The organism is Halomarinibacterium sedimenti, assembly GCF_019312585.1.
Lineage (GTDB): Bacteria > Bacteroidota > Bacteroidia > Flavobacteriales > Flavobacteriaceae > Halomarinibacterium > Halomarinibacterium sedimenti.
Map to the genome: position 1 here is coordinate 531,019 of NZ_JAHWDP010000002.1, position 26,613 is coordinate 557,631.

At 38.4% G+C, this 26,613-nt stretch carries 25 protein-coding genes; 4 read left to right on the plus strand and 21 right to left on the minus strand.

Going from position 1 to position 26,613, the window contains the following annotated elements:
- Window positions 1-77: 77 nt before the first annotated feature.
- The 7 genes from pyrG to bshC form a co-directional block, all read right to left on the minus strand.
- Entirely contained in the window at window positions 78-1,691 is a 1,614-nt protein-coding gene (pyrG, locus tag KXJ69_RS06935; RefSeq protein ID WP_219052265.1) for a CTP synthase, read from the minus strand.
- Between the two features lie 124 nt (window positions 1,692-1,815).
- On the minus strand, window positions 1,816-2,034 hold the full coding sequence (locus KXJ69_RS06940) for a DUF3820 family protein (protein WP_255571259.1): 219 nt from the start codon (window positions 2,032-2,034) through the stop codon (window positions 1,816-1,818).
- On the minus strand, window positions 2,025-2,561 hold the full coding sequence (locus KXJ69_RS06945) for a DUF922 domain-containing protein (RefSeq protein ID WP_219052266.1): 537 nt from the start codon (window positions 2,559-2,561) through the stop codon (window positions 2,025-2,027). Before KXJ69_RS06945 ends, KXJ69_RS06940 begins: the two co-directional genes overlap by 10 nt.
- A 37-nt stretch (window positions 2,562-2,598) precedes the next feature.
- Window positions 2,599-3,003: an OsmC family protein gene (locus KXJ69_RS06950; protein ID WP_219052267.1), complete on the minus strand. Its 405-nt coding sequence runs from the start codon at window positions 3,001-3,003 to the stop codon at window positions 2,599-2,601.
- The gene (locus KXJ69_RS06955) at window positions 3,003-4,913 is read right to left on the minus strand and encodes a LysM peptidoglycan-binding domain-containing protein (RefSeq protein ID WP_219052268.1); all 1,911 of its coding nucleotides are present in this window, start codon (window positions 4,911-4,913) and stop codon (window positions 3,003-3,005) included. The genes KXJ69_RS06950 and KXJ69_RS06955 overlap by 1 nt, the downstream gene beginning before the upstream one ends.
- Before the next feature lie 19 nt (window positions 4,914-4,932).
- Window positions 4,933-6,462, minus strand: a complete 1,530-nt coding sequence (guaA, locus tag KXJ69_RS06960; protein WP_219052269.1) for a glutamine-hydrolyzing GMP synthase — start codon at window positions 6,460-6,462, stop codon at window positions 4,933-4,935.
- 63 nt (window positions 6,463-6,525) lie between these two features.
- The gene (bshC, locus tag KXJ69_RS06965) at window positions 6,526-8,121 is read right to left on the minus strand and encodes a bacillithiol biosynthesis cysteine-adding enzyme BshC (RefSeq protein ID WP_219052270.1); all 1,596 of its coding nucleotides are present in this window, start codon (window positions 8,119-8,121) and stop codon (window positions 6,526-6,528) included.
- A gap of 123 nt (window positions 8,122-8,244) precedes the next feature.
- On the opposite strand from bshC, the gene KXJ69_RS06970 reads away from it, so the two are divergent.
- Both KXJ69_RS06970 and KXJ69_RS06975 read left to right on the plus strand, forming a co-directional pair.
- On the plus strand, window positions 8,245-10,737 hold the full coding sequence (locus KXJ69_RS06970) for a M14 metallopeptidase family protein (protein ID WP_219052271.1): 2,493 nt from the start codon (window positions 8,245-8,247) through the stop codon (window positions 10,735-10,737).
- A gap of 10 nt (window positions 10,738-10,747) precedes the next feature.
- Complete coding sequence (locus KXJ69_RS06975; protein ID WP_219052272.1) at window positions 10,748-11,404, plus strand: HAD family hydrolase; 657 nt, start codon at window positions 10,748-10,750, stop codon at window positions 11,402-11,404.
- A gap of 68 nt (window positions 11,405-11,472) precedes the next feature.
- On the opposite strand, the gene KXJ69_RS06980 is transcribed toward KXJ69_RS06975, so the two are convergent.
- From KXJ69_RS06980 to KXJ69_RS06995, 4 genes are all read right to left on the minus strand, one after another.
- Window positions 11,473-12,006 carry an acyl-CoA thioesterase gene (locus KXJ69_RS06980; RefSeq protein WP_308701032.1) on the minus strand — a complete coding sequence of 178 codons (534 nt, stop codon included), beginning with the start codon at window positions 12,004-12,006 and terminating at the stop codon, window positions 11,473-11,475.
- A gap of 82 nt (window positions 12,007-12,088) precedes the next feature.
- Entirely contained in the window at window positions 12,089-12,574 is a 486-nt protein-coding gene (locus KXJ69_RS06985; RefSeq protein WP_219052274.1) for a hypothetical protein, read from the minus strand.
- 86 nt (window positions 12,575-12,660) lie between these two features.
- A complete protein-coding gene (locus KXJ69_RS06990) occupies window positions 12,661-13,695 on the minus strand; it encodes a lipase family protein (RefSeq protein WP_219052275.1) in 1,035 nt (344 codons plus the stop codon).
- 11 nt (window positions 13,696-13,706) lie between these two features.
- Complete coding sequence (locus KXJ69_RS06995) at window positions 13,707-14,960, minus strand: phosphatidylserine decarboxylase family protein (protein ID WP_255571264.1); 1,254 nt, start codon at window positions 14,958-14,960, stop codon at window positions 13,707-13,709.
- 127 nt (window positions 14,961-15,087) lie between these two features.
- Here KXJ69_RS06995 and KXJ69_RS07000 point away from each other — a divergent pair, with 127 nt between their 5' ends.
- Window positions 15,088-16,029 carry a tetratricopeptide repeat protein gene (locus tag KXJ69_RS07000; protein WP_219052276.1) on the plus strand — a complete coding sequence of 314 codons (942 nt, stop codon included), beginning with the start codon at window positions 15,088-15,090 and terminating at the stop codon, window positions 16,027-16,029.
- Between the two features lie 88 nt (window positions 16,030-16,117).
- A complete protein-coding gene (locus KXJ69_RS07005) occupies window positions 16,118-18,808 on the plus strand; it encodes a TonB-dependent receptor (protein WP_219052277.1) in 2,691 nt (896 codons plus the stop codon).
- Window positions 18,809-18,853: 45 nt separating this feature from the next.
- On the opposite strand, the gene KXJ69_RS07010 is transcribed toward KXJ69_RS07005, so the two are convergent.
- From KXJ69_RS07010 to KXJ69_RS07055, 10 genes are all read right to left on the minus strand, one after another.
- Window positions 18,854-19,996, minus strand: coding sequence for a glycosyltransferase (locus tag KXJ69_RS07010; RefSeq protein ID WP_219052278.1), 1,143 nt, complete (start codon window positions 19,994-19,996; stop codon window positions 18,854-18,856).
- A 78-nt stretch (window positions 19,997-20,074) separates the two neighbouring features.
- The gene (locus KXJ69_RS07015; RefSeq protein ID WP_219052279.1) at window positions 20,075-21,301 is read right to left on the minus strand and encodes a hypothetical protein; all 1,227 of its coding nucleotides are present in this window, start codon (window positions 21,299-21,301) and stop codon (window positions 20,075-20,077) included.
- Window positions 21,302-21,310: 9 nt separating this feature from the next.
- Complete coding sequence (gene rimO, locus KXJ69_RS07020; RefSeq protein WP_219052280.1) at window positions 21,311-22,618, minus strand: 30S ribosomal protein S12 methylthiotransferase RimO; 1,308 nt, start codon at window positions 22,616-22,618, stop codon at window positions 21,311-21,313.
- A 51-nt stretch (window positions 22,619-22,669) separates the two neighbouring features.
- Window positions 22,670-23,257 carry an SET domain-containing protein gene (locus tag KXJ69_RS07025; protein ID WP_219052281.1) on the minus strand — a complete coding sequence of 196 codons (588 nt, stop codon included), beginning with the start codon at window positions 23,255-23,257 and terminating at the stop codon, window positions 22,670-22,672.
- Window positions 23,258-23,281: 24 nt separating this feature from the next.
- A complete protein-coding gene (gene ftsY, locus KXJ69_RS07030) occupies window positions 23,282-24,235 on the minus strand; it encodes a signal recognition particle-docking protein FtsY (RefSeq protein ID WP_219052282.1) in 954 nt (317 codons plus the stop codon).
- 98 nt (window positions 24,236-24,333) lie between these two features.
- Window positions 24,334-24,486 carry a DUF4295 domain-containing protein gene (locus KXJ69_RS07035; RefSeq protein WP_219052283.1) on the minus strand — a complete coding sequence of 51 codons (153 nt, stop codon included), beginning with the start codon at window positions 24,484-24,486 and terminating at the stop codon, window positions 24,334-24,336.
- A gap of 12 nt (window positions 24,487-24,498) precedes the next feature.
- On the minus strand, window positions 24,499-24,681 hold the full coding sequence (gene rpmG / locus KXJ69_RS07040) for a 50S ribosomal protein L33 (protein ID WP_219052284.1): 183 nt from the start codon (window positions 24,679-24,681) through the stop codon (window positions 24,499-24,501).
- 26 nt (window positions 24,682-24,707) lie between these two features.
- Entirely contained in the window at window positions 24,708-24,947 is a 240-nt protein-coding gene (gene rpmB / locus KXJ69_RS07045; RefSeq protein ID WP_219052285.1) for a 50S ribosomal protein L28, read from the minus strand.
- Window positions 24,948-25,023: 76 nt separating this feature from the next.
- Window positions 25,024-26,271: a competence/damage-inducible protein A gene (locus KXJ69_RS07050; protein WP_219052286.1), complete on the minus strand. Its 1,248-nt coding sequence runs from the start codon at window positions 26,269-26,271 to the stop codon at window positions 25,024-25,026.
- A complete protein-coding gene (locus tag KXJ69_RS07055; RefSeq protein WP_219052287.1) occupies window positions 26,272-26,613 on the minus strand; it encodes an Hpt domain-containing protein in 342 nt (113 codons plus the stop codon).

The window sequence follows — 26,613 nt, forward strand, 5'->3', positions numbered from 1 at the left end:
TCAATCCCCCTTCAAAGGGGGAAGTTTTATTTTGTTTACAACAATCTCGCCTAAAAAAAGGTTCAGACAAATTGTCGCTATTTTTTTGAATGTTCATAAGCCGCAGCCACAAATCCTACAAACAACGGATGCGGATTGGCAACGGTACTTTTATATTCTGGATGATACTGTACTCCCACAAACCAAGGATGCGATGGTATTTCTACAATTTCCACCAAGCCTGTTTCTGGGTTTACCCCAGTAGCGGCCAGACCAGCATTTTCAAGAGCCTCACGATATTGATTATTATATTCGTATCGATGACGATGGCGTTCCATGATGGTATTTGATTTATAAATACTCTTTACAATACTGCCTTCTTTTAAATCACATTTCCAAGCACCCAAACGCATGGTTCCCCCCATATTTTTAATATGCTTTTGCTCTTCCATAAGTGCAATTACTGGGTTGGATGTTACAGGATTCATTTCGGTACTATTGGCATCTTTTAATCCTAAAATAGTTCTAGAATATTCAATTACTGCCATTTGCATACCAAGACAAATCCCTAAAAAGGGTAAATTGTTTTCCCGAGCATATCGAACGGCTTCAATTTTACCTTCAATACCGCGTTCTCCAAAACCAGGAGCCACAAGAATACCGTCCAGTCCTTTTAGTTCCTTTTCAATATTTTTTGCATCAATAAATTCGGAATGAATAGACACCACTTCCACTTTTACTTCATTAGCTGCGCCCGCATGGATAAAAGATTCTAAAATTGATTTATAACTGTCCTGAAGCTCGACATACTTCCCAATAAGACCAATTTTTACTGAACCTTTTGGGTTTTTATGTCGTTGTAAAAACTGATTCCATTGTGCTAAATCTGGTTCTTTGGTATCGTCTAAGTCTAGCTTCTTTAACGCTACTTTATCTAGACCTTCTTCCAACATCATATTAGGCACATCGTAAATGGTAGACGCATCTATAGATTCTATGACTGAATCTTTTTCAACATTACAGAATAAGGCCAATTTTGCACGCAGTTCGTCACTTAATTCATGTTCGGTACGGCACACTAAGATATCTGCTTGGATACCACTTTCCATCAATGTTTTTACCGAGTGTTGTGTAGGTTTTGTTTTTAATTCACCCGCAGCAGATAAATACGGAATCAAGGTTAAATGAATAAACAAGGTATTATGAAATCCTAATTCCCATTTTAATTGACGCACCGATTCGATGTATGGCAACGACTCAATATCCCCTACCGTTCCACCAATTTCGGTAATTACAATATCGTATTCCCCATTGTTTCCAAGGATTTGAATACGTTCTTTAATTTCGTTTGTTATATGCGGAATGACCTGTACGGTTTTTCCAAGAAATTCACCTCGACGTTCTTTCTCAATGACACTTTGGTAAATACGTCCTGTGGTAACATTATTGGCTTGCGATGTGGATACATTTAAAAAACGCTCGTAGTGCCCTAAATCAAGATCGGTTTCTGCACCATCATCGGTCACATAACACTCACCATGTTCATACGGATTTAGCGTTCCAGGGTCCACATTTATATACGGATCTAACTTTTGAATGGTCACACGATATCCACGCGCTTGCAATAGTTTTGCTAGCGATGCAGCGATAATACCTTTCCCTAAAGATGATGAAACCCCGCCCGTAACGAAGATGTACTTTGTAGTGTTCATAAAGTGTGCGTGTTACCTATACGGGATGCAAAGATACAGTTTTTGTGCGGAGGTGGCTAAAGAATTTTGGAAATATTAGAATGATAAATTAAATCTGAAGTGATTCTTAAAAAAACATCGTAAGCTACTTTTTAACCAAAGGCTTCAACAATCCCTCCAACCCATTTATTTTAATTTCGTGCATTTCTTTCATCATCCTGCCCAATTTGCCGTCAGGGAATCCTTTTTGAGCAAACCAAGCGAAGTAATATTCAGGGATTTTTAAAAGATAGTGGCCTTCGTATTTTCCAAAAGGCATTTTGTAGTTAGCAAGCTCAATGAGGTGCGTTTTATCTATTTCCAAGCGTCCAAGGCATTAAGTTCTTGTGCAACTCTAGTTCGCCATTGGTATTCCATTTCTTTTACATTAGAATGGTCACTCTCTTTATCGTATTGCGTTTGCATGGCACGGCGTTCGGCTTCCAACCTATTGTAAATCGTTTCGGCTTTCTCTTTAAAATCTCTATCGTGACTTAAAGAAGAAAGCGCTTTCCGAAGTTTCCGTGCGTGTAACTCGCTTATATCAAAATGGGTTTGCTCATGTTCTAAAATATATTGAGTCACTCGCTCTGGGCGATACCAAGAAAGATCTGGGTAAAAATTACTCACCACAGCATATTGAATGTTTGCAACGCCATTTCGTTCGCTAAACGAAAAAGAAAAAGAAATTCCAGAATTGGTACTCGCCACAAAGCTATCGGCTCGATTGGGCACGCCTCTAAAATCTTCCCAAGTAAGCGGTCTATTTGCGTCCCAAGCGATTTTTTCTTCTTCAAAAGTAGAAATTATTCCGAAAAAAGGAAGCAAAAAAAGGATAATGATATTCATCATTTGAATAACGATGGATTTTTAAAAATATTGAACGTAGCTATCCCCAGTTAAACTGAACAAGGCGTTCAATATCTGGATGCAAACTATAATCCACAGGGCAGGTTTTTGCCGTATGTTCTAATATTTTTTGATTTTTATCGGAAACTCCAGCAGGTAGCTGCATCTCCACTTCAATTTTTGAAATCCTACGCGGATTGGAAGCCATCGTTTTGGTCACCGTGGCGGTGGCGCCATCTAAGACAACACCTAAGCCTTCGGCTTTAATGCCCATAGTCGTCAACATACAATTTGCCAATCCTGTGGCCACGGTATCGGTTGGCGAAAAAGCTTCTCCCTTGCCTTGATTATCGGTAGGCGCATCTGTGATAAAGGTGTCGCCCGATTTTAAGTGCTCGTTTGATGTACGAAGATTTCCTAAGTAGGTAACTTTTGAGGTAGCCATTATTTAACAACTTCTATTTTAAGTCCTTCCCCATATTTTAATATATAGAAGGCTTGATTGGTATATCCAGAAAATAACTTTTTATCGTAACGAAATTTATTTTCAACATATTCTGTTTCCGATTCACTATTCACAGCATCATAAATTGTATCTGCAGCTGCTAAACGCAACAACACGTCATACGTTAAATCGAATCCACGCACGGCATATCGATTAGGCAATACACCGTATTTGTTTTCGTAACTCACAATAAAGGCGTCTTTTTCTTCAAAATCATAACTTTTACTTACCGAGGGAAATGTAAAATTAAGATTGGCCAAATGCATATTAGAAACATCATCGTATTCAAAATTGTCATTCTTATTCGTTGTGAACAAACGCACATTTCCGTTCGAATTCATTCCATTTAAAATACCCACCACATTACTAATAAGGACAGGGTTATTCGATTCTAAAATCACCCAATTCTCTAGGGTCTTATCAAGTTTTCCTTGAATATCCGTCACATATAAAAATCCTTTTTCTCTTGGCGAAAGTGTGGTAGCGGATGGAATAGCAGCTAGAACCCGCTGTTTCGTTTTGCTATCACTATCGGCAATAAGAATCACTTTTTTTCCTTCGTGATTGTCTTTTAAAAACTGAATCATTTGCTGAGTGAGCAGTTCTTCATCGGGAAGCGTCTGAAACAAATTGGAGGTGAGTTTAATACTTCGATTGCTTAAGGGTGAAAAAACGGGCACATTATCTCCCTTTAATTCTTGTGCGACAAACTCGACACTTTTACTTAATAGTGGCCCAATAACAGCATCCACTTCTGAAAAATCGTTTTGGGACAGGATGGAGTTTAGTGTGGTTTTGCTTCCTTCAGAATCATACACTTTTAAATCTATCGAGATCCCTTTGTCTTTGGCAAAGTCTGTTGCCATAAGCACTCCACTATAAAAATCCAACGCAATACGAAGGGTTCTATTTTTCTTTAAAATATCCTTTTGAGAATCTATAGAATCTGAAACCACTTCAGGCAACTGAAACGGAAGGAATACCACCACATTTTTCTTCCAAGTGTTTACAATAGTATTCTCAAGGTTAATTTTATTAGCATTTATTGAAATGGCTTCGGAAGCTTCTCTCGGAATTTTTAAAATCATTCCTTCTTTTAATCCGTCTTTTGCATACGGATTAAGAGCAACAATTTCCTCTTCTGTTAGTCCTAATTTTACTTTTAACCTATAAAACCCTTCTTTAGGCTGCACTTCATAAAAATCGAATTTTGATTCTTCAATGGTAGCCGATTCGGTCACGGAGGTTTTAGGAACATTCAATTTAGTGCCAATAGGCAAACCTTCTTTTAATTCTGGGTTTAGTGCTTTTAATTCTACTACAGAAATACCATACATACGGGCAATGCCGTAAAAGGTCTCTTTGGGTTGCACCTCATGAATTTGAGTGTCTTTTATAGTCTCAATTTCTGTAGTAACTTCAGTAGTGGTTTCAGAAATAACTACCTTTTCAAACTGCGGAATTTCAAGTTTATCTCCTTTTCTTAATCCTTCAGAATATAAAAACTTATTGTATTTCTTAATGTCATCTATGGTCACTCCATATTTTTGAGAAATACTGAAAAGCGTTTCTTTTCTTTTTGTTCTATGCGTTTTAAACCCTGTTACTTTTAATTCATTTCCGCTTGCGGCAGGAATAATTAAAACACTACTGGAAGTGATTCCGTTTTTAGCATCTGGGTTTAAACGGTAAATTGCCTCTTCGCTTACGCCGTATTTTTTTGCAATGCTGTACACGGTTTCACCTTTTTCAACTTTATGGGTTTTATAGGTTTCTTGCGAAGGAATTTCGGCATAGCTAATGCAGGAATGCAGCAGAAGAAAAGAAAAAATGATGATTAGATATTTCACTTAGTTAATGGTTTTAATATTATTCCCACTCGATGGTGGCTGGTGGCTTAGAGCTAATGTCGTAAACTACTCTATTAACGCCTTTTACACGGTTTATTATATAGTTGGAGGTTTCTTGTAAAAATTCATACGGTAAATTCACCCAATCTGCGGTCATTCCATCGGTGCTTTCTACTGCTCGCAACGCCACTACTTTTTCGTAGGTACGTTCATCTCCCATTACTCCTACACTTTGCACGGGTAACAAAATAGCTCCCGCTTGCCATACTTTATCGTATAAATCCCATTTTTTAAGTCCGTCGATAAAAATAGCGTCTACCTCTTGTAAGATACGCACTTTTTCTTCTGTAATGTCCCCCAAAATTCGAATCGCCAATCCAGGCCCAGGAAACGGATGTCTTCCCAATAATTCTGGGTCGATGCCCATTTGGGCTCCAACGCGACGTACTTCATCTTTAAATAACATTCGTAACGGCTCTACCACTTTTAATTTCATAAAATCGGGTAATCCTCCCACATTGTGATGCGATTTAATAGTAACCGAAGGCCCATTCACCGAAACACTTTCAATGACATCGGGATAAATCGTTCCTTGCGCCAACCAATCAACATCTTCCACCAAATGTGCTTCGTGATCAAACACTTCAATAAAGGCATTCCCAATAGCCTTTCGTTTTGCTTCAGGCTCACTCACCCCTGCCAATGCTTTCAAGAAACGTGCCGAAGCATCCACTCCTTTCACATTTAATCCCATATGTTCGTATTGGTCAAGCACATTTTGGAATTCATTTTTACGTAGCAATCCGTTGTTTACGAAAATACAATACAGATTTTTCCCAATAGCCTTATGTAAGAGTACTGCTGCTACGGTAGAATCGACGCCTCCACTGAGTCCTAAAACCACTTTATCGTTTCCCAATTTTTCTTTTAACTCTTGTACGGTGGTATCCACAAAAGCAGCAGGCGTCCAATTGGGTTTCACCCCTGCAATTTCAATGAGGAAATTCTCAAGCAATTGCTTTCCGTGAGTAGTATGATAGACTTCTGGATGAAACTGAATGGCATAGGTTTCTTCTCCTTCAATTTGGTAAGCGGCATTGGCAACGTCATCGGTACTGGCTAGCTTAATCGCTTTTTTGGGAAGTACTTTTATACTATCACTATGACTCATCCACACTTGGGCACCTTCTGGGATTCCTATAAACAAATTGGACGTGTCTAAAATGGTATTGAGCTTGGCTCTTCCATACTCCCTTGTATTAGAAGGAGCAACTTCACCTCCAAAAAAATGTGCCAAATACTGCGCCCCGTAACAAACGCCTAATAGCGGTAATTTTCCTTTAATTTTGGATAAATCGGGATGTGGTGCATCTTCGGCACGTACCGAAAAAGGACTCCCCGAAAGGATGACTGCCTTAAAGCTTGACAAATCTTCTGGAATGTGGTGGTAAGGGTGAATTTCGCAGTAAATGTTGAGTTCTCTAACCCGTCTTGCAATAAGTTGGGTGAACTGCGAACCAAAATCTAAAATAAGGACGTTGTTTTGCATAGGCAAAAATAGGGTGTTTTTTGTTTTTGGCTAAGATAGAATACTAACTTTTTTATTAAAGTTTTAAACTTTTAAAACTGTAAATTCATTTACCAACGGCTCCAACTCCTTTTTTAATACTGAAAGTAACTCTGCTCCCAACTCCAAATACAATTCTGAAAAATTAAGGGTACGCTCCTGCAAACTTCCTTTGGGGAATAGTTCGTCTTGCATAGCAGTCAGTCGGTCCAATTGGTCTGCCAACTTTCGTTTTTGGGCTTTTAACAAACGTTTTTCGAGGTTATCGAGTCCGTTGAGCTGCTTCTTTTCTTGCGCTGCCACAGCTCCTACAAAGGAGGCATCGGTTTTTTTTGCCAATTCGTATAAGTCCTTAAATTGCTGTTGTAAATGTTTCCGCTGACTTGAAAAATCAATCTCAATTTCTGAAAGCTTTTTGGTGTACCACGTTTTGAGTTCGTGTTGTTTTTGGAATACTTCAGAAATAGGCACGTTGAGCTTCTCAAGTTTTTCGGAAAGTTGTCCTGACACTAACAAGGCCGAATTCCGTAATAATAATAGTGGAAACGGTATAGCAACTGCTTCAAAGTAATCCTTTAACTGAAACCAATACGCCAATTCGCCACCGCCTCCTATATAACAAAGGTTAGGCAATATTACTTCTTGATATAATGGTCGTAATAACGCATTGGGTGAAAATCGTTCAGGGTGGTTTTGTAGTTCTGCAAGGATTTCTTCTTTTGAAAAAGAGATGTCGGTATCGTTTACATAAAACATTCCCTCTTTCTCAATAATACGTTCTCGCACTCCTTTCTGTAAATAAAACAAGTTTATCTCCCTTGGATGCACTTGCTCGCCATATCCTGCTTCGATCAACTTTTGGGTCGTTTCCGTTACTTTTTTAAAGGACAAATTCTCGGTCAATTCCTTTTCAGCAAAGGGAATAAAAGCCTTTTTTAGTTCAGCATCATTTCCGTCAATAATGACTAACCCATAATCTTTAAACAATTCGTTGGCTAGATTTCGGGTAGCGTCTGCAAGGTTATTGTGCTTTACATAACTTTCTGAAAAGAGTTTCAGCAGTTCTTTTGCATTCTTAGATCCACCCCATTCTTTTTTCAGAAGTTCATACACTTTTTGCAATCCTTCCATAGACAATTCACCTACCGCACCTCCACTATTTCTATCCCAAGCGATTTTCTTTCCCTTAAAATTAAAATAATTGATTTCATCAAAATCGTGGTCTTCCGTAGCCATCCAATACACAGGAACAAAGTGATGTTTGGGATAGGCTGCATTAAGTTGTTCCGAAAGATTTATGGTGTCGAAAATCTTGTATAAAAAATACAAAGGCCCCGTGAACAAATTAAGTTGGTGGCCTGTGGTAATGGTAAAGGTGGTTTCGTTTTGTAATGCTTCAATATTTTGTAAGGTAGCTTCCGATGGAGAGCAACATTCGTATTGCTTTTTGAGCTGTTGCACTAAGAGATTTCTCCCTTCAGGGCGAAATGACAATTGTTTTTCTTTTACTTGAGTTTTAAAATTTTCAAGGTTGGGAAACCGATGATAAAACGTGTTTAGTTCCTCCTTTTGAGCCAAATAATCACAGATGAGTTTTGAAAAATAACCCGTTTTGGAGTACGAAATATATTGTTTTGGCATAGTTGCGTTTCAGAAAGGTTCACAAAAATAAACAGTTTCCCATTTATGAAGCCTAAAGATACGTTAATGTTAAAAAATGAAAAGGGGTTTTGCTATCTTTAACCCTTCAAAATTTTCTAACCCATGAAAAATATTTTCGCACTTATTTTATTTATTTCCTCAAGTATTGCTATTGCACAACTTCAATCGCCAGCCGAATTTTTAGGCTATGAAATTGGCACCGAGTTTTCTCGCCATGCCGATGTGGTACGCTATTTTGAACATGTTGCCGCCAATAGCAATATGGTGACTTACCAAACCTACGGAAAGACCTACGAGCGTCGTCCGCTTACCTATGCGGTGATCTCTTCTCCTAAAAATCTTGCCAATATTGAGCAAATACGTACCGATAATTTAAAACAAACGGGAATCTTAAGCGGAAACGCTACTCCGGAAATCGCCATTGTGTGGTTAAGCTATAACGTACACGGTAACGAAGCTTCTAGTACCGAAGCCTCGATGCTTACCCTCTATAAACTCATTACCGAAAAACAAGCATGGTTAGAAAATACGGTGGTTATCATCGACCCTTGTATTAACCCAGACGGTCGCGATCGCTATGCCAACTGGTACAATCAAGTAAAAGCCACCCCTTACAATCCTGTGCAGCTTGCCACCGAACACAACGAACCTTGGCCAGGAGGTCGCCCAAATCACTATCTGTTTGACCTCAACCGCGATTGGGCGTGGGCAAGTCAAGTGGAGAGCCAGCAACGGATAAAAATTTACAATCAGTGGTTACCACACGTACACGTGGATTTTCACGAGCAGGGAATTAACGAACCTTATTATTTTGCACCTGCTGCAGAACCCTATCACGAAATTATTTCGTCTTGGCAACGTGATTTCCAAACGCAAATTGGGAAAAACCACGCCAAATACTTCGACAAAGAAGGTTGGTTATTTTTTACCCGTCAGTTTTTCGATTTGCTATACCCTAGTTACGGTGATACCTACCCTACCTATATGGGTTCCATTGGGATGACTTACGAGCAAGCGGGTCACGGACGTGCAGGTTTAGGGATTTACACCGATGAAGGCTACGAGCTTACCTTGGTGGACCGAGTGGCGCATCATACCACCACAGGGCTTTCTACTGTGGAAATTTCTTCGATGAATGCCAAAAAATTGAATACCGAATTCAAAAAGTTCTTCGATAATAGCGCTTTAAAGTATAAAAGTTATGTGTTAAAAGGAGATGCCGATAAAATCAATGCGCTCACCCAATTGTTAGACTTACACGAAATAAAATACGGCTTTGCCACGGGTGGAAGCGTTAGCGGATTGAATTATCAAGGAAACAAAGGAAGTATGAACGCTGCGGGAGCCTTGGTAGTAAGTACCAATCAGCCAAAAGGGAAAATGGTAAAAGTACTTTTTGAACAAGACGCCAAATTGGACGAACCCCTTACTTACGATATCACTGCATGGAGTCTTCCGTATGCCTATGGATTGGACGCCGTGGCAAGTACCAGTTTGGTTGCGGCTAATGGCACAAATCCAAATTTAAAAGTCATCAATCAAGTGGCTCCAGCTTCGGCTTTAGCAGGATATATTGTGGAATGGAACAGCCTACAAGACGCTGCCTTTTTAGCCGATTTACTCCAGCAAGATATTAAAGTGCGCTTTTCGGAAAAGGACTTGAGTATCCAGGGGCAGAAATTCAGTAAAGGAAGCTTGGTGATTACCAAAAGTGATAACCGCACCAACGAAAAATTCACCGAAATTGTCACCAAAACAGCCAACAAACACCATAGAAATCTGAATGTGGCCACCACTAGTTTTAGCGATAACGGTACCGATTTTGGCTCGACCGATGTAAAAATTATCAACAAAAACCGAATTGCCATGCTTAAAGGAAGTGGCGTGTCCTCTTTAAGTTATGGTGCATTGTGGCATTTTATGGAGCAACAACTCAAGTATCCTGTAACGTCCATCGATACCGATGATTTTAGTGTGGAAGCCCTTAGCAAAATTGATGTTTTGGTATTGCCTAGTGGTTGGTACAATCGTTTTTTAAACGACAGTACTTTAGGCGATTTAAAAGCCTGGATACAAAAAGGAGGGAAAGTCATTGCCATTGATAATGCCCTAAAGAGTTTTGTAGATAAGGATGGGTTCGACTTAAAGAAAAACGCCAAAGACGAAGCCGAAAAAGAAGAAGATAAGCCCAAAGGCAATCTTACGCCTTACGACCAACGTGAACGCGCCAGTGTCACCAACTTTATTACAGGAAGTATTTACAAAGTGAAACTAGACCCCTCCCACCCTATGGCGTTTGGCTATGGCGACACCTATTACAGTTTAAAACTGGGGAACGATTCCTACCAATTTTTGGAAAATGGGTATAATGTAGGCTATATCGATGGCGATGCCGTAAGCGTTTCTGGATTTTCAGGAAACGATGCCAAAGCAGGACTTAAAAACTCTTTAGTCTTTGGAGAATCCCAACTAGGAAGCGGTAGCATTGTCTATTTGGTAGACGATGTCATGTTCCGTTCTTTTTGGGAAAACGGAAAGCTATTTTTTGTAAACAGCCTTTTTATGGTAAATAGCAACGTGTGGGTGCTAGATTAGAAGATACTAGATGCTAAAAGCAGTTCTTTTTGATATGGATGGGGTGATTGTAGATACCGAACCCCTACACCGTAAGGCCTATTTTAAGATGTTTGAAGAAATGAATATTCCCGTTTCTGAAGCGCTTTACACCAGCTTTACAGGACAAAGCACCCTAGAGATTTGCCAAACATTAGTAAGCACCTTTTCGCTTACCCAAACCCCACAAAGCTTAGTGGTGTGTAAACGCAAGCATTTTAAATATTTATTTGAACACGACAACCCCCTCCAACTGCTCCCTGGAGTGTTGGAGTTAATACAGGACTATTACCATAACGGACTTACCCTCGTACTCGCCTCCTCGGCGTCGATGACCAATATTAACCGAATTTTTGATCGCTTTGACCTTAACAAATACTTTGTCGCCAAACTAAGCGGTGCCGACCTTGCCAAAAGCAAACCCCACCCCGAAATTTTTATCAAGGCCGCTCAAGCCTCGGGACACTCCAAAGCACAGTGTATGGTGATTGAGGACTCTACCAACGGCATTGCCGCTGCGAAAAGTGCTGGGATATTTTGTGTGGGTTATAACAGCCTCCATAGCGAAGACCAAGACTATAGCCTAGCCGATAAGGTGGTGGGAGATTTTAGGGAATTGGGATTTGAGAGAGTGAAGGGGTGGGTTTAATTTATTTCAAAAATATCAATGGGAAGTTCTCCTGTTTTTTGGGAATAGGTGTTTGGTTTTATTTAATGCTAACGCCCATTTTTTAGGGTTAGATAATCATTTTCAAACATGAATAAAACTTTTTCGGGAGGAGGTTTCATTTCATAATCTGGATCACTGTTCATAAGAATTTCGGTCATACTCTGTGCTTTTTTGTTTTTCCAAAATCCAGCTTTTGTGAATCCTATGGCGCATATTTGGTTATTTTGCTTAAAGGTTTGTCTATGATATACCCATTTGTCATCTGAGCCTTCTAATTTTAAGGTGATGTCAAACTTTTTAAACATTCTTAGGGGCTTTTTGTATATAATTTTTTGGGATGCTAAAACACCAAACATGCCTTTTTTTATAGTATTCTCATACAGCTTTGACCGAAAAACTACTTCGTATCGAATTAGGTCCATATAGTAGAAATATTTTGAATTAGCCATAAACCGAAAGGATTCGCAATCCAAAATATTAACTCTTCTTGTCCGAGTTAACTTAGAAGTAGGTTTAACTTTTTTCCAGAATATTCTTGACCCAATGTAGATATAGATCATGTGTACCCAATAATAAATCATAGTTTAGAATTTTAGTTTTTAGTCCTTATGTTTCTGAGATTCAAAATTACTTTCAGCTTGGTGTATCCTCAAAACCAATGTGTTAATCCAATTTTGTCTTTATTAATTGTTCAATTTCGTTAAAGGATTGGTTTCTGGCTTGGTCCTGCCACAGATAAATGAGGATATTTTCAGACAAAAATATCTTGCCGTTGGGATCATTAGGATTATTTGCAAGCATATCCTTTTTTATTTGTTTGGCAACTTCTGGTGAACTCGTTTCTAAGCCAAAAATGCCAATTTCAGAAGTATCTTCATAGACTGAAAACAAGCCTTTTTCGATATCGGGTACTAAGGTTGAACCTAGATGCATCATGCGCATAAAACATACTAAAAAATCAGAATCTGAAGAAATAAAGGGATTGGATTGAATACCACAAGGCAACTTGTCACTACTCAGTATGGGTTTCAATTTACATCCCCTAGGAAGTTCTTGTTCTGAAAAAATAAAGTCTTCTAATGCTACATTTGAAATAGTAGGGTTTTGAAAACATAAAACACTCAAAATAATAACAAATACTAATTTCATAGTGACGAAATTTTTAATAACAAATCAGAAAATATACCTCCAAAAGGTATACTATAGTACTTGCTAAAATAAGGATTTACCATTACTTATTTGGCACAGGTCAATGGACCAGACCCCAACCATTTTAAATAATGGTTATGAGCGTGTTGCTGTCCCACTTGTTCAAACCACTGTTCCAATGGGTCTTTTCCTGTAACAGAGAAAATCTCTTTTCCCGTATTGAGCGCAATACTTCCTCTATACTGATTTACAGGCGTGTACCAAGATTTATTTATGGCTTCACTTATATCTAATGATGCTTGAATAGCATCACAAGCTTCGGCTAGACTAACTGTAATTCCATCGTAGGTAACAGTAATATTGTGTGCATTTGGTGCTGGAGATGGGAATAAATTCCCTACGCCTATAATATTGGTTGCCGAATAAGGCACGACATCAATTTCGTTATAATAACGCCATGTATGTGTTAAGTTGGCATCAAATTGTTCTGCAAAACCTGCATTCCATGAACAAGGGGCGGCAAAAGTGAGAATCGAAAAAATGGTTGGCATTGTGTATCCACCTTTTAATAATTCGTATTGTAACCAAGGCCCTACAATGGTTGCAGAATTGGCGCCAAGGCTATGTCCTGTTATGCAAATCCATTTTTCTTGAGGAAAAGCATTTTTTTGTAGAAAACTTAACATGGTATCACCATTATTATCTACCAACTGCATTAAATTGGTAAGAGATTCGCTTGAACCTTTCGAAATCTTAGGATTAATGCTAGTATCGTCGGTATACGTCCATGGTACCTGTGTAAATAAATTAAAGTCTTGTTTAAACCAATTATCGAATGCACCCCACGAAAAATTTAAAATCGAGCCTCGAATGGCAATTACATATTGAACACCATTATATGCTATAAAGGCCCAATCTCCCTGAATAGCTTGAACAGGCTCCCAAACAAGTTGCCAACTAGGCAAATATTGTTTTAAGGTATTTTTTACGGAATTGGAACCGTCTAATGAACAATAAGTAATAGATGCCATTTGCATGGCAATTACATCGCCTATGGCTCTTGAATTTGTATCTTTTGTATTTTGAAATCCGCTACCAATACTTTCTACTTCTGTTTTCATAATGTTTAGTTTTATGGAATTACCGTAGCAATTCGTGAGTTAATTTTAATATTACTAGAATTTAAACCCGGTTTTTGACCATGAAAGTCAAAATCGAGTTTTACATGAGGTTGAAAAATTAAGCAATGCGTAGAGCCTCCAAAATGAAACATTCCTATCTCCTCTCCTTTTTCTACGTGTTGTCCTTCGTACACGGTAATGTCGCAAGTAGATACTTCAGCCATTCCTACGGGCATAAAACACATGAGCCCAATGGCGGGATTATCGGCTTCAATAAAGATTAAGGCTCTTGTAGCGACCTCGGTAATATACCCCTGCGATTTATTAGGCCCCGAAGGATCGTAGCCTTCGGCCAAGGTTTCCGAATAATAGGTGCCGTCAATCACATAGGCTTTTTTTATAGTGCCGCTTACAGGGCTATGCCAACGATGGTAACTCAAGGCGCTTAAAAAGGCTTGGTATACGGTACCGTTTTCAAATAATTGGGTGTAGGGATCGTGATTGAGCATATGCGACAAGGCATAGGGTTGTCCTTTAATCCAAAAGGTGTTTTGTAGTGGTACATTTACACTTTTTCGGTAGGGTGCCGACTCACACGCGTTTACAATCACGTTGTCATCTTCAGGACTCGCCACAGGCCGAATGCCTTCTCTAAACTCGCGTGTAAAGAAATCGTCCCAGGAGGTAAATCCGTAATGCGGTAGCGTGGGATCGCACACAAAGTCTTCGATAAAGGTGGGCATTGCTTTTTTGGCATCTTCCCCAAACCATCCACTACGCGGATTTTCATTCAGCACATAGGCAGAGTCTTTTGAGTCTAGAAATTTTCCCCATTCGTTAAGCACCTTTTTTAATTGTGCATTAAGGCGAGGGTCCAAAAACGCAGCAAAACCAGCCGAGGTTCCCATGCTATAATCAAAAATGGCATTAATAGGGAATCCCACCAAACCCGTTTCATTATATTCGGGAGCTTTGGTTATAATGGTATTGATGAGTTCCAGTGCATGCAAATAATTACGCACTTGCGGACCTCCGGCAGGATTGTGCTTGTATTTCTCTGGCACTTGCTCAAACATAAGGTTAAAAAGCATATACAGTTTGGCATCACCTTCAATTAAATTTTTTAAATCCTCTACGACAGGATGCCACTCTTTTGGGGTATTGTCTACCTCAACAATAAGATCCTTTAACCAATTTTGAAGAAATTTTACATCACTGGGTAACCATTCGCCTACACGATAGGGAGTATTCATTTGTACATCCATATTACTGCTTTTTTGTTATACTCAAAGCTAAATGTAATCCGCTACAATTCAAGTAAGTACAAATACGTAATTCTCGAATTCAAATTTTCTTCGGAAAATTTAAAGTCAAAAATGTATCTTTAACCTCATGGAAAAACTCCTATTTTTATTCTGCGTTTTAAGCTTTTTAGGCTGTAAAAATCACTCTGAAGAAGTTGAAATTTCCAATGATTGGAATCATCCCTATCAAGCGATTGCTCAAAGTGGCGATACTTTATTTTCAGCAACACCAGATGAAAAACTTTCGGCTCAATACCTAGAAAAGAAAAAAGCCTTCGAGAAAGACCCAGACAGTTTAGAAAATTTGATATGGTATGGTCGCTTTCAAGCCTATACTGGAGATTATCGTAAGGCTATTGCGATTTACAGTTACGGATTGGAGCAGTTTCCTAACCAACCAAGATTGTTGCGCCACCGTGGCCACCGATATATAACAGTTCGTGAATTTGACAAAGCCATAGCCGATCTTTCTCTTGCGGCTGAACTTATAAAAGATACCGAAAACCAAATTGAAGAGGATGGCATGCCCAACGCACAAAACATCCCTGTGAGTACTTTGCATGGGAATATTTATTACCATTTGGGATTGGCCTATTACCTAGACCGCCAATTACCTAAAGCCTTGGATGCTTTTAAATCCTGTTTATCAACCTCAAATGCTCCAGATAATGTGGTTTCGGCAACGCACTGGATTTATATGATACAAAACCGAATGGGTCGCAAAGAAGCGGGAGATAATTACCTTCGGAATATAAAACCAGGCATGAACGTAATTGAAAACACCACCTATTATCAGGCGTGTCTTTTTTACAAAGGGGAAATTCCGTTAGAGGAATTATATCCTTTCCCAACAGAAGAAAGTGCTTCAAACAGTGCCTTAAAATATGCCATTGGAAATTGGGTTTGGTATAACGGAAACCCACAAAAAGGAATGGAAATTTTTGAAGAAATCTTAAAAGGCAATGATTGGGCTTCCTTTGGCTACATCGCCGCCGAAACAGATTTAGCGAAACCGTATATCCAAAGGTAAATAGTAATAGGACACTTTATTTTTTCTCAAGATAATTTTATTCAATAAAAAAAGGTAATTTAGGTATGTAAACAAACAACCTAACATTATGAAAAAAATTATTTTTGGTATGCTTTTTTGCCTTATGGGCTTCTCAGTACTTTCTCAAACTACCGTAAAAGGAGTTATTAAAGACAACAACAACATTCCTCTTTCAGGTGTGAATGTGGTAGAAAAAGGAACTTCCAATGGAGTTACAAGCGATTTTGATGGTAAGTATTCTCTTCAAGTTTCTGAAAATGCAGTGTTAGAATTTAGCTATGTAGGTTTCGAAACCCAAGAAATGGCTGTAAATGGGCAAAGTGAGATAAATGTAATTCTCACGGAAGGATTTCTGCTGGATGCAGTACAATTAGTGGGTTCACGTAGCTCCAAACGCACCGCCACGGACACCCCTGTTGCGATCGATATAATAGATGTACAAAGTGTTACAACACAAGCTGGTAAAATAGAAATTAATGAGTTGTTACAATACGCAGCTCCTTCTTTTAATGCTAATAAACAATCTGGATCTGATGGAGCAGACCATATTGATCCTGCTTCACTGAGAGGATTAGGTCCCGATCAAACATTGGTGCTTATTAATGGTAAAAGAAGACACCAATCTTCTTTGGTTAATATCTTTGGAACAAGAGGTCGTGGTAATACGGGAACCGATTTAAACGCAATACCAGCATCGGCTATAAAGCGTATAGAAATTTTAAGAGATGGTGCTGCTGCGCAATATGGCTCTGATGCTATTGCTGGGGTCATAAATATTGTATTAAAAGATACCACGGATGAGGTAACAGGGTTTGTAAATTATGGTGCCTATAGTACCAATGCCGATGTAGATACTAGTGCATTTGCCGAAGACGATTATGGAGTTTGGAATACCGATGGTTTTCGTTTAGAAACCGATACTGACGGAAATAAAATTGGATCGGATCAAAGTTTTGATGGAGGTTCTGTGAAAGCTGGTGTTAACTATGGAGTGGCATTAGGTGAAAAAGGAGGTTTTGTAAATTTCACAGGAGAATACCTAAAGAAAAATAAAACACTACGTCCTGCATTCGATTTTAGAAAAGGATTTGGAGAAGCAGCAATTGAAGGGTTTAATTTTATGGGAAACCTTGTTCTTCCTGTTAGTGAATTTACAGAAATCTATGCCTTTGGAGGAAGAAACTATAGAGATACCGATGCCTATGCTTTTACTCGAAATGGCGGTGCTCGTGTGATTCCTTCAATTTATCCTAATGGATTTACACCAAGAATTACCTCAAATATTATAGACAATTCTGTTTCTTTTGGGGTAAGAACCGATTTAGGAAACGAATGGAAAGCCGATATTAGTAATACTTGGGGAAAGAACAACTTTCACTATTTTATAAAAGGCACCCTCAATGCTTCCTTGGGAGCAACTTCCCCTACCGATTTTGATGCTGGTGGGCACTCGTTAAGTCAAAATTCATTTAATGTCGATTTTTCAAAATATTTTGAAGATGTTGCCAGTGGTTTAAACCTTGCATTTGGTGCAGAATATCGTACCGAAAGATTTACCATTTTTGCTGGAGAACCTGGCTCTTATGGCACTTTTGATGAGGATGGAATTATCATCACCAATCCAGCAACACAAACTCAGCCGGTAGATCCTATTTCTGGAGATCCTAGACCAGGAGGGTCTCAAGGATTTCCTGGGTATAGCCCAGCCAATGAAGTAGATAGAAGCAGGTCTAACGTATCCTTATATACAGATGCTGAAGTAGATATTTCGGATGCATTTTTATTAAGTGGTGCTGTACGTTACGAAAACTATAGCGACTTTGGAAGTACGTTAAACGGTAAATTAGCTACTCGAATTAAAGCGTCTGATGATGTTAATGTGAGAGCTTCCGTAAGTACTGGTTTTAGAGCCCCATCACTCGTTCAAATTTATTACAACTTAAGATTTACCAACTTTGTTGGAGGAGAAGCCTTAGAGTCTGTATTATCGCCAAACAATAGCCCTGTAACTAGATCTTTTGGAATTGGACCGCTACAAGAAGAAACTGCCTTTAATGCTGGATTAGGAGTTACAGGAAAATTTGGAAGCTTTACGGCTACGGTAGATGGTTATTTTATAAGTATTAAAGACCGTATTGTATTAACCGGAAATTTTGATGCTACCAACATTCCAGGGGTAGAAGCTGCACAGTTTTTCGCTAACGGAGCCGATACAGAAACTTTAGGTTTGGATGTCGTTCTCTCTTATAGAACAGCCCTTGGTAATGGAACCTTTAATGCTGCATTTGTAGGGAACTTAAATGATATGGAAATTACCAAAGTAAAAAATGGAAGCTTAGACGAACAGACCTTTTTTGGAGAAAGAGACAAATACTTTTTATTGGCTTCTGCTCCTGACAGTAAATTTGGTTTAAATCTTATGTACGCCATCGACAAATGGAATTTCGCCGTTTCTGAAACTCGCTTTAGCGAAGTACAACTTTTAGATTTTCAAATGTTTGAAGATCCTGCAGATTATGGTGGTTTTAATAACCTAGTTGCAGCAGCTACAGATACCTACGGAGCAAAATTTGTAACAGATTTAACCATTGGATATCAACTTTCAGAGGGTGTTAAGTTAAGTATTGGAAGTAACAACTTATTTAACGTTTACCCAGACCAACAAGATGACTGGACCGAAGCAGGAGGATATTGGGATTCTGTACAAATGGGATTTGGCGGAGCCTATTACTTTGGACGTTTGGATTTCAATTTTTAAAAAACTCCCCATTTAAAACTAAAACCCTCCTTTAGGAGGGTTTTTTTATTCAGCCTTGATTTTATGTTTTTCCTCAATCCATTTACTCATAAACTTGGTGGCTTGTAGCGATTGATGCTGCAGAATTTGCCCCATGAAATGGGCTTGTCGATGTTGTTTCAATTGAGTTTGTAGTCGGTTTATTTTTTCAATAAAATCTTTTGAAAAATTTTCCCGTTTAAAATGCTTTGCTACCACTTGAAAGGCTTCTTTTTGCTGTTCTTTCCAGATTTTTTCTTGGGAATAAAGTGGTACCGAAGCATCCACAAACGCTGAAACATCCTCTCTTGAAATAGCTATGGTATACATCCCTTCTGCGCCAATGGATGTAGTAACTGCAGGGGTTCCGTTTATTGCTGCATCCAATAGCTTTCCTTTTAATCCTGCGCCAAATCGTAAGGGGGCTAAACACACTTTTGCTTTTTCCATCACGGTTTTTACATTTTCGGCCCAGCCTTTTATGATAAAACCTTCCTTTTTATTATGCATTTCTAAAATATGTTTGGGGGCATACGCTCCGTAGATATGCAATTCGGCTTCGGGAAGTTGTTGTTTTATTTTGGGCCAAATATCATTTTTCAGAAAAACGACTGCATCTACATTGGGCGCATGTAGAAAATTACCTATGGAAATAAAATGCTGGCGCTCTTGAAAGGAAGGAACATTTTCTGAATTTTCTTCGAACAAAAAGGGGAGGTAGTATAGTATTCCCAAAGGAATTTGAAATGTATCCTTCAGCAGTGTCATTTCAGCTTCCGAAATGATTAACGACAAATCGCTACGTATAATGCTCGCCAATTCTCGTTTTGCCGTTTCTGAAAACAAATCGATTTCCATATTTTTTTTAAAAGCCTCTTCTCTCGCCTTTCGTAGAAAATGTAAATCTTCTGTGTCTAAAATCCGAAGCGCATTAGGACAGTTTTCTGCCACCCGCCAACCAAATTGTTCTTCGGTGATATAGCGATCAAAAAGCACGATGGAGGGGTTAAGTTCTGTTACAAAAGAATCAAAAGAAGCATTATTTAATAAAATAGTCCTTGTTGTAATCTCTCGATGCTGTAATGTTTCAGAATATTCTGTTTCAGAAGCCGTAGATGCAAATGTGATGGTATATCCAGCCTCTTGAAAAAGTGAAATTAATTGCATCATTCTGTTACCCGCGGCCGTGGTGCTAGGCTCAGGAAATGTATGGCCGATAATAAGAAGTTTGAATTTCAGAATATAATGCTACAATACATTCAAAGATACGGATGCCATCTCAATTTTTGAACTTTCTTTAGCAGTAACAGTCCAAGCAACAAACAAGGTATCTCCTACTTTTTCCAATTGTGGGAAGCCGCTAGCACGTTCACGACTGGTTTTTGAAATCGTAATGGGTACTCCATTATCACCATTGGAAGAAACTTTTACCAATTGAATGACCTCATCCTCTCCTTGAGGTTCCATCCATAAAACAGCAGCTTCCGTTTCAGAAAGCATCACTATATCTACCCTTCCTGTTGCATTGCCAGCATCTACTCGAATTGGGTTTTTATAGTTTCCTGAAAAAGCGACATTTACTTTTCCTTCATCTCCTACGCCTGTAAACCAGGCTACCGCTGTGGAACTTTCATATGTATCAACAGCAGGACCATTGACAGGACAACCTGCTATTTTCCATTGGTCATTGCCAATAGTTATTGGTGGTAACCAATTACTATCTCGTGTCCAACGTTTCATTGAAATATCTCTTACTTCTTCTTCGCTTCTGTCCCTATAAACGACAATTAATTCATCATTTGAACCAATTGCCGCTGCAGTATTACAGCAATCACAAACACGATCATCAAGAATTTTATCATAATCTATCGTGCCATCTTCAAATACGATGGCTCCTCGCAAATTCATAGCACTATTCCCATGTTCAGAATGATTTTCATGACCTCCTGCGGTATTTCGACCATCTAACCAGGTCACAAAAAAAGAATTAGACACATAGGGTTGTATGGAAACAAACCCGTGTTCACTTTTTGTTCCATCGTTATGTAGAATAAAATTACGTTTCCACGTTTTGGTGGAATCGTTGTAAAGATTCAACTTAACATCGTAGGTATAGGTTCCGTCTGCCGATTTTTGAAGATAACTTGTAAGAATGTTTCCGCTATTTTCGGCAATTTGAGGGAAATCTGCCCAGTTAACAAACCAATCGGTCCCCGAAATAATTTCTTCAGAAGGCAACCAAACCCCATCGCTATATTTTGAATAATTTAAAATGGAGAGTGAATCTTTTTTTGAAATCCAAGAAAGAAATAGTTCCTCTCCATTACTGAATAATCGAGGCAGTGAGCTATTTTCAGCCGAAGGATTTTTTATGGAAACAACAACCTCATTTACCTTTTGGGCTGTTTCTTGCTTTTCAGAAGTTTCTTTGCAACTCCAAAAAAACACCACCGAAAAAAAGAAAAAATATTTCATTATAAAATACTAGCTTTTTGCGAGTTCTCCGTACAAATCAAAGTCGGAAGCATCTGTAATTTTAATTTGGAAAAAATCACCGGTTCTCAAATAACCTTCTTCTGCATTTATCAACACTTCATTATCCACATCTGGGCTATCAAATTCAGTTCTTCCCACATAATATCCACCTTCTTTTCTATCGATAAGCACACGGAATTCCTTTCCAATTTTTTCCTGATTTAACTCCCAAGAGATCTGCGATTGAATATCCATAATTTCATTGGCACGCTCCATTTTCACTTCCTCCGGAACGTCGTCCTCCAAATTGTAAGCATGGGTATTTTCTTCGTGGGAATACGTAAAACAACCCAAGCGTTCAAAACGCATTTCTTGAACCCACTGCTTTAAGGTTTGAAAATCTTCTTCGGTTTCGCCGGGATATCCCACAATTAACGTAGTTCTAATAGCCATTTCTGGTACCGCTTCGCGAAATTCTTTCAGCAATTTTGTTGTTTTCTCTTGAGTTGTTCCGCGGCGCATAGATTTTAGAATACTGTCTGAAATATGCTGCAAGGGAATATCGATATAATTACAAATTTTAGGTTCGTTACGCATCACTTGCAACACTTCCATAGGAAAGCCTGTGGGAAAGGCATAATGCAAACGAATCCATTCAATACCTTCTACTTTAACAAGCTCCTTGAGTAATCTAGCTAAATCTCTCTTTTTGTATAAATCCAACCCATAATAGGTTAAATCTTGTGCAATAAGAATAAGTTCTTTTACGCCGTTTGCAGCTAATTTTTCAGCTTCGATTACCAAATCTTCAATAGGTGTGCTTCGGTGTTTTCCTCGCATGATGGGAATGGCACAAAACGAACAGGGACGATCGCAACCTTCGGCTATTTTTAAATACGCGTAGTTTTTAGGGGTTGTGGTAAGACGTTCTCCAATAAGCTCGTGTTTGTAATCGGCACCAAGGGCTTTCAATAAACCAGGTAATTCGGTAGTTCCAAAATACTCATCAACATTTGGGATTTCTTTTTGTAAATCGGGTTTGTATCTTTCCGAAAGGCAGCCAGTCACAAATACTTTATCGACCAATCCTTCTTCTTTTTTCTGAACAAATTCCAAAATGGTATTCACACTTTCTTCCTTTGCATTGGCGATGAATCCACAGGTATTAATCACTACAATATTGCCTTCCTCTTCGTGAACAACCTCTTTATTATTGGCACGTAGTTGCCCCATGAGCACTTCACTGTCGTAAACATTTTTGGAACAGCCCAAGGTCACTACATTGATTTTGTTCTTCTTTAAACTCTTAGTCCGCATGGATTCTTTGATTTGAAGCTGCAAAGATACTTTAAACTATGGAAAGGAAACCTATTTAGGCTTGTAATACAATTCTAAAATGGATGCAAGTGGTTTTTTACCTAATAAAACTGCATCTATTTCTTTTTGAACACTTTTAGGAAGTAAGGGTGCTAATGGTTGAGGCACTTTGGGGATTTTTGGAAAATTCTCTTCCAATTTTTTATCCCACTCTGGATAGTATTTTTCTAAATCGTCTGGATAAACCATTTTACGTTTAGTCCCTTCGTCTGCAGCTTTAAACGGCATAGAAATATTTAAATAGCCGTAATCATCGGTAAGTTGTTCGCCCGGATGAATATCTCTAATGGCTATTTCAAAATCGTAGGCCGTGGAAAGACAATTGGATTTAAAACTATGATTTACAAATCGTCCATGATCCCAGCAAAGCACAAAGTTCCCGCTGCTATTTCGAAAGCTATATGTTTCTAAGATATCTTGGTACAATTCATTCATTTTCTGAAATTGCTTTGGAGTAAAAGTTCTGTCTAATTCGTCAAGTACCCAAGTAATAGTGCCCGCGGGAATAAACTGAGTGGCTACAACACCGTGACCAATTTCATCGTTGATAAAGCTCAACTCGGTATGTGGATGAATCATAAAGTGAATTAATTTTAAGCGAAGTTACTTAAAAAAAGAATCCACAAACTCAAACTTATTAAAAACTTGAAGGTCTTCTATTCCTTCTCCCACACCAATATATTTTACAGGAATTTGAAACTGATCGCTAATTCCAATTACCACACCCCCTTTGGCAGTTCCATCCAATTTAGTGACTGCAAGGGAGGTCACCTCTGTGGCTGCAGTAAATTGTTTGGCTTGTTCAAATGCATTTTGTCCCGTAGAACCATCCAACACTAATAATACATCATGGGGTGCATTTACCACTACTTTTTGCATCACCCGTTTTACCTTAGTAAGCTCGTTCATTAAATTCACTTTATTGTGTAAACGACCAGCGGTATCAATAATTACCACATCTGCATCTTGATTCACCGCACTTTCTAATGTATCGAAAGCAACACTTGCTGGATCACTTCCCATACTCTGTTTTACTATGGGAACATCGGTTCTATCTGCCCAGATTTGAAGTTGATCAATCGCGGCAGCACGAAAGGTATCGGCAGCACCTAACACTACTTTTTTTCCTGCTTTTTTAAATTGATAGGCAAGTTTTCCAATGGTTGTGGTTTTTCCAACACCATTTACTCCTACCACCATAATTACATACGGTTTTTTTCCTTCAGGAATTGCAAATTCTGTCGCTTCACCTGTATTGGTTTCACTTAAAAGTCCCGCTATTTCCTCTCTTAGAATTTGATTTAATTCTTCAGTTCCCAAATACTTATCTTTAGCTACTCGAGCTTCTATACGCTCAATTACTTTTAGAGTTGTATTTACACCAACATCACTAGACACTAATACTTCTTCTAAATTATCAAGGACATCGTCATCTACTTTACTTTTACCGGCAACAGCCTTGGAAAGTTTATCGAGGAAAGTGTTTTTAGATTTCTCTAGACCTTTATCAAGTGTTTCCTTTTTTTCTTTGGAAAATATTTTTTTAAAAAAACTCATGTATTTGAAATGAGATTATGTTTTGTTAAAGCAATCATCAAAAATACAAAAAGCCACCTTCGTAAAAAAGTGGCTTCAGGTATATATTGTACGGTTGATTATTGTTTGTTCAACCAGTCGTTTACTGCTTCTGGTGCCATAATAGCTTCCACAAAGGTATAAGCTCCAGTCTTTGGCGACTTTACCATTTTTATTGCTTTTGTTAAACGCTTAGATCCGGTTTGTAACGTTGCTACTGATTTCTTTGCCATGACGCTCTATTTTTACTTGATTTCTTTATGAACAGTCATTTTCTTCAAGATTGGGTTGAATTTCTTCAACTCCATTCTATCTGGAGTGTTCTTTTTATTTTTGGTAGTGATATAGCGAGAAGTTCCTGGCATACCACTTTCTTTATGCTCTGTGCATTCTAAGATTACTTGAACTCTGTTTCCTTTTTTAGCCATTGTAAATAGACTTTATGGTTATGCAATTACTTTGAAAGATGACCGTTTGCACGAGCTTCTTTAATCACTGCAGAAATTCCTTTTTTGTTAATATTTTTCATTGCCGAAGTAGAAACACGTAATGTAATCCACTTATCTTCTTCAGGAATATAAAAACGCTTCTTAACCAAGTTAACGTTAAACTTACGCTTGGTTTTGTTCATCGCGTGGGATACGTTGTTTCCAACCATCGCCTTTTTTCCAGTTAGCTCACAAACTCTTGACATAACCTAATTTTTGATAGTTATTTTTAAACAGGGTGCAAATTTAATAAAATTAATTGTGGTGTACAACAAAAGAAATTTAGTTTTTTGAAATTTCTTTTAGAAGCATTTCAAAAGCCTTATTTACCGACTTTCTAATAACGCGTTCACGTGCTTTCCCAAAGAGAAATTTTTCCGAAACAACACCGCTAGGGCCAGCAATAGCAATGCATACCGTACCCACCTCATCATCGCCATCGCCCTTACTAGGTCCTGCAATCCCTGTAGTCGCAACAGCATAATCACTTTTAAATATTTTTGTGGATTGGATTGCCATCGCCTCTGCAACTGGAATACTTACCACATTATGCTTTTTTATAAGCGCTGCATCTACCCCTAAAATCGAAGTTTTTAACTCGGTTGCATACGGTATAATACTTCCTCTATAAAAACTGGAAACCCCAGCCAATTGGGTAATTTCTTCGGCAATAGCGCCTCCTGTACAGCTTTCGGCTAAACTTAAGGTCTTTCCTTGTTTAATTAATAAAGAACCTATTCTATCGACCACCGAAGTTTCTTCTTCAAAACCAATGGCAATATCTTTTAATTTTTCTACAAGTTCGTCCATTAATATATCAACGTCCTCTTTTACTCTTACCTCATCATTACTTTTTGAGGATAATCTTAGTCGGACTCTTCCCATAGAAGGCAAATACGCTAACTTTATATGTTTGGGCAATCCATCTTCCCATTCTTCAATTCTTTCGGCAATGGCGCTTTCGCCCAATCCGTAGGTAAGTAAGGTTTTATGGTAGATAAAGGGTCGCTGGAAATGTTCAATTACTTTCGGAAAGACTTTTTCCGTGAGTAAATATTTCATTTCATAGGGCACACCAGGCATCGAAACAAACACCACGCCGTCTTTTTCCATCCACATACCTGGAGCGGTTCCGTGTTCATTCAAAAGAATTGTCGCTTTTGAAGGAACCAAAGCTTGATCCAAATTCATTTGAGTAGGTGTTTTCTGAAAATACTTATCGAATAAATACTGAATATGCTTTTTAGTTACGGCATCTTCCACCAATGTATCCTCAAAAAATTCGCAAAAACATTGTTTTGTAATGTCGTCTTTGGTAGGCCCTAAACCCCCCGTAACTAAAACTAAATCGGCTCTTTGTGAAGCCTCTTTAAAGGTGGAAAGGATATGCTCTCTGTCGTCTTGAATGGAAGTAATTTGATGCACCTGCACCCCAATTTTATTGAGTTGCTGACTTATAAAAGCCGAATTGGTATCTACAATTTGGCCTATGAGAATTTCATCACCAATGGTAATTATTTCGGCAAGCATTTATAGGGCGAAGTCTTTTTTAAGCTGTTCAAAAACTTTGTGCAGGGTGGTGTTTACTTTTTCTACCGTGTCTTGTATGGCACTTTTATTTTTGGATGATCGCGTCCAGGTTTCAATAGCTGTAATATCCTTTAATAAATCGATACCAAACATTTCGATATTGGGCTTCATTTTATGAGCAAATTGATAGGCCAATTCTCTGTTGTCATTTTCCACTGCTCCTACTAGCGCTTCTAAATCTGGTGGGATTTCAGTTAAAAAAGTTTCGGCTACTACTGCCATAAAATCTTGGTCGTCACCAGCTATTTCTTTTAAACTATCTACTGAATATATTGTACTCAT

Coding starts and splice junctions, on each gene's coding strand:
- rimO (WP_219052280.1), bottom strand. CDS start 22,618: ATGCGGACTAAGAGTTTAAAGAAGAACAAAATCAATGTAGTGACCTTG.
- KXJ69_RS06980 (WP_308701032.1), bottom strand. CDS start 12,006: ATGATTTATTATTGGGTACACATGATCTATATCTACATTGGGTCAAGA.
- ftsY (WP_219052282.1), bottom strand. CDS start 24,235: ATGAGTTTTTTTAAAAAAATATTTTCCAAAGAAAAAAAGGAAACACTT.
- KXJ69_RS06945 (WP_219052266.1), bottom strand. CDS start 2,561: ATGATGAATATCATTATCCTTTTTTTGCTTCCTTTTTTCGGAATAATT.
- rpmG (WP_219052284.1), bottom strand. CDS start 24,681: ATGGCTAAAAAAGGAAACAGAGTTCAAGTAATCTTAGAATGCACAGAG.
- KXJ69_RS07010 (WP_219052278.1), bottom strand. CDS start 19,996: ATGATGCAATTAATTTCACTTTTTCAAGAGGCTGGATATACCATCACA.
- rpmB (WP_219052285.1), bottom strand. CDS start 24,947: ATGTCAAGAGTTTGTGAGCTAACTGGAAAAAAGGCGATGGTTGGAAAC.
- KXJ69_RS07050 (WP_219052286.1), bottom strand. CDS start 26,271: ATGCTTGCCGAAATAATTACCATTGGTGATGAAATTCTCATAGGCCAA.
- KXJ69_RS07025 (WP_219052281.1), bottom strand. CDS start 23,257: ATGATTCATCCACATACCGAGTTGAGCTTTATCAACGATGAAATTGGT.
- bshC (WP_219052270.1), bottom strand. CDS start 8,121: ATGCCAAAACAATATATTTCGTACTCCAAAACGGGTTATTTTTCAAAA.
- pyrG (WP_219052265.1), bottom strand. CDS start 1,691: ATGAACACTACAAAGTACATCTTCGTTACGGGCGGGGTTTCATCATCT.
- KXJ69_RS06985 (WP_219052274.1), bottom strand. CDS start 12,574: ATGAAATTAGTATTTGTTATTATTTTGAGTGTTTTATGTTTTCAAAAC.
- guaA (WP_219052269.1), bottom strand. CDS start 6,462: ATGCAAAACAACGTCCTTATTTTAGATTTTGGTTCGCAGTTCACCCAA.
- KXJ69_RS06970 (WP_219052271.1), top strand. CDS start 8,245: ATGAAAAATATTTTCGCACTTATTTTATTTATTTCCTCAAGTATTGCT.
- KXJ69_RS07015 (WP_219052279.1), bottom strand. CDS start 21,301: ATGAAATATTTTTTCTTTTTTTCGGTGGTGTTTTTTTGGAGTTGCAAA.
- KXJ69_RS07055 (WP_219052287.1), bottom strand. CDS start 26,613: ATGAGTACAATATATTCAGTAGATAGTTTAAAAGAAATAGCTGGTGAC.
- KXJ69_RS06975 (WP_219052272.1), top strand. CDS start 10,748: ATGCTAAAAGCAGTTCTTTTTGATATGGATGGGGTGATTGTAGATACC.
- KXJ69_RS06990 (WP_219052275.1), bottom strand. CDS start 13,695: ATGAAAACAGAAGTAGAAAGTATTGGTAGCGGATTTCAAAATACAAAA.
- KXJ69_RS07005 (WP_219052277.1), top strand. CDS start 16,118: ATGAAAAAAATTATTTTTGGTATGCTTTTTTGCCTTATGGGCTTCTCA.
- KXJ69_RS07000 (WP_219052276.1), top strand. CDS start 15,088: ATGGAAAAACTCCTATTTTTATTCTGCGTTTTAAGCTTTTTAGGCTGT.
- KXJ69_RS07035 (WP_219052283.1), bottom strand. CDS start 24,486: ATGGCAAAGAAATCAGTAGCAACGTTACAAACCGGATCTAAGCGTTTA.
- KXJ69_RS06950 (WP_219052267.1), bottom strand. CDS start 3,003: ATGGCTACCTCAAAAGTTACCTACTTAGGAAATCTTCGTACATCAAAC.
- KXJ69_RS06995 (WP_255571264.1), bottom strand. CDS start 14,960: ATGGATGTACAAATGAATACTCCCTATCGTGTAGGCGAATGGTTACCC.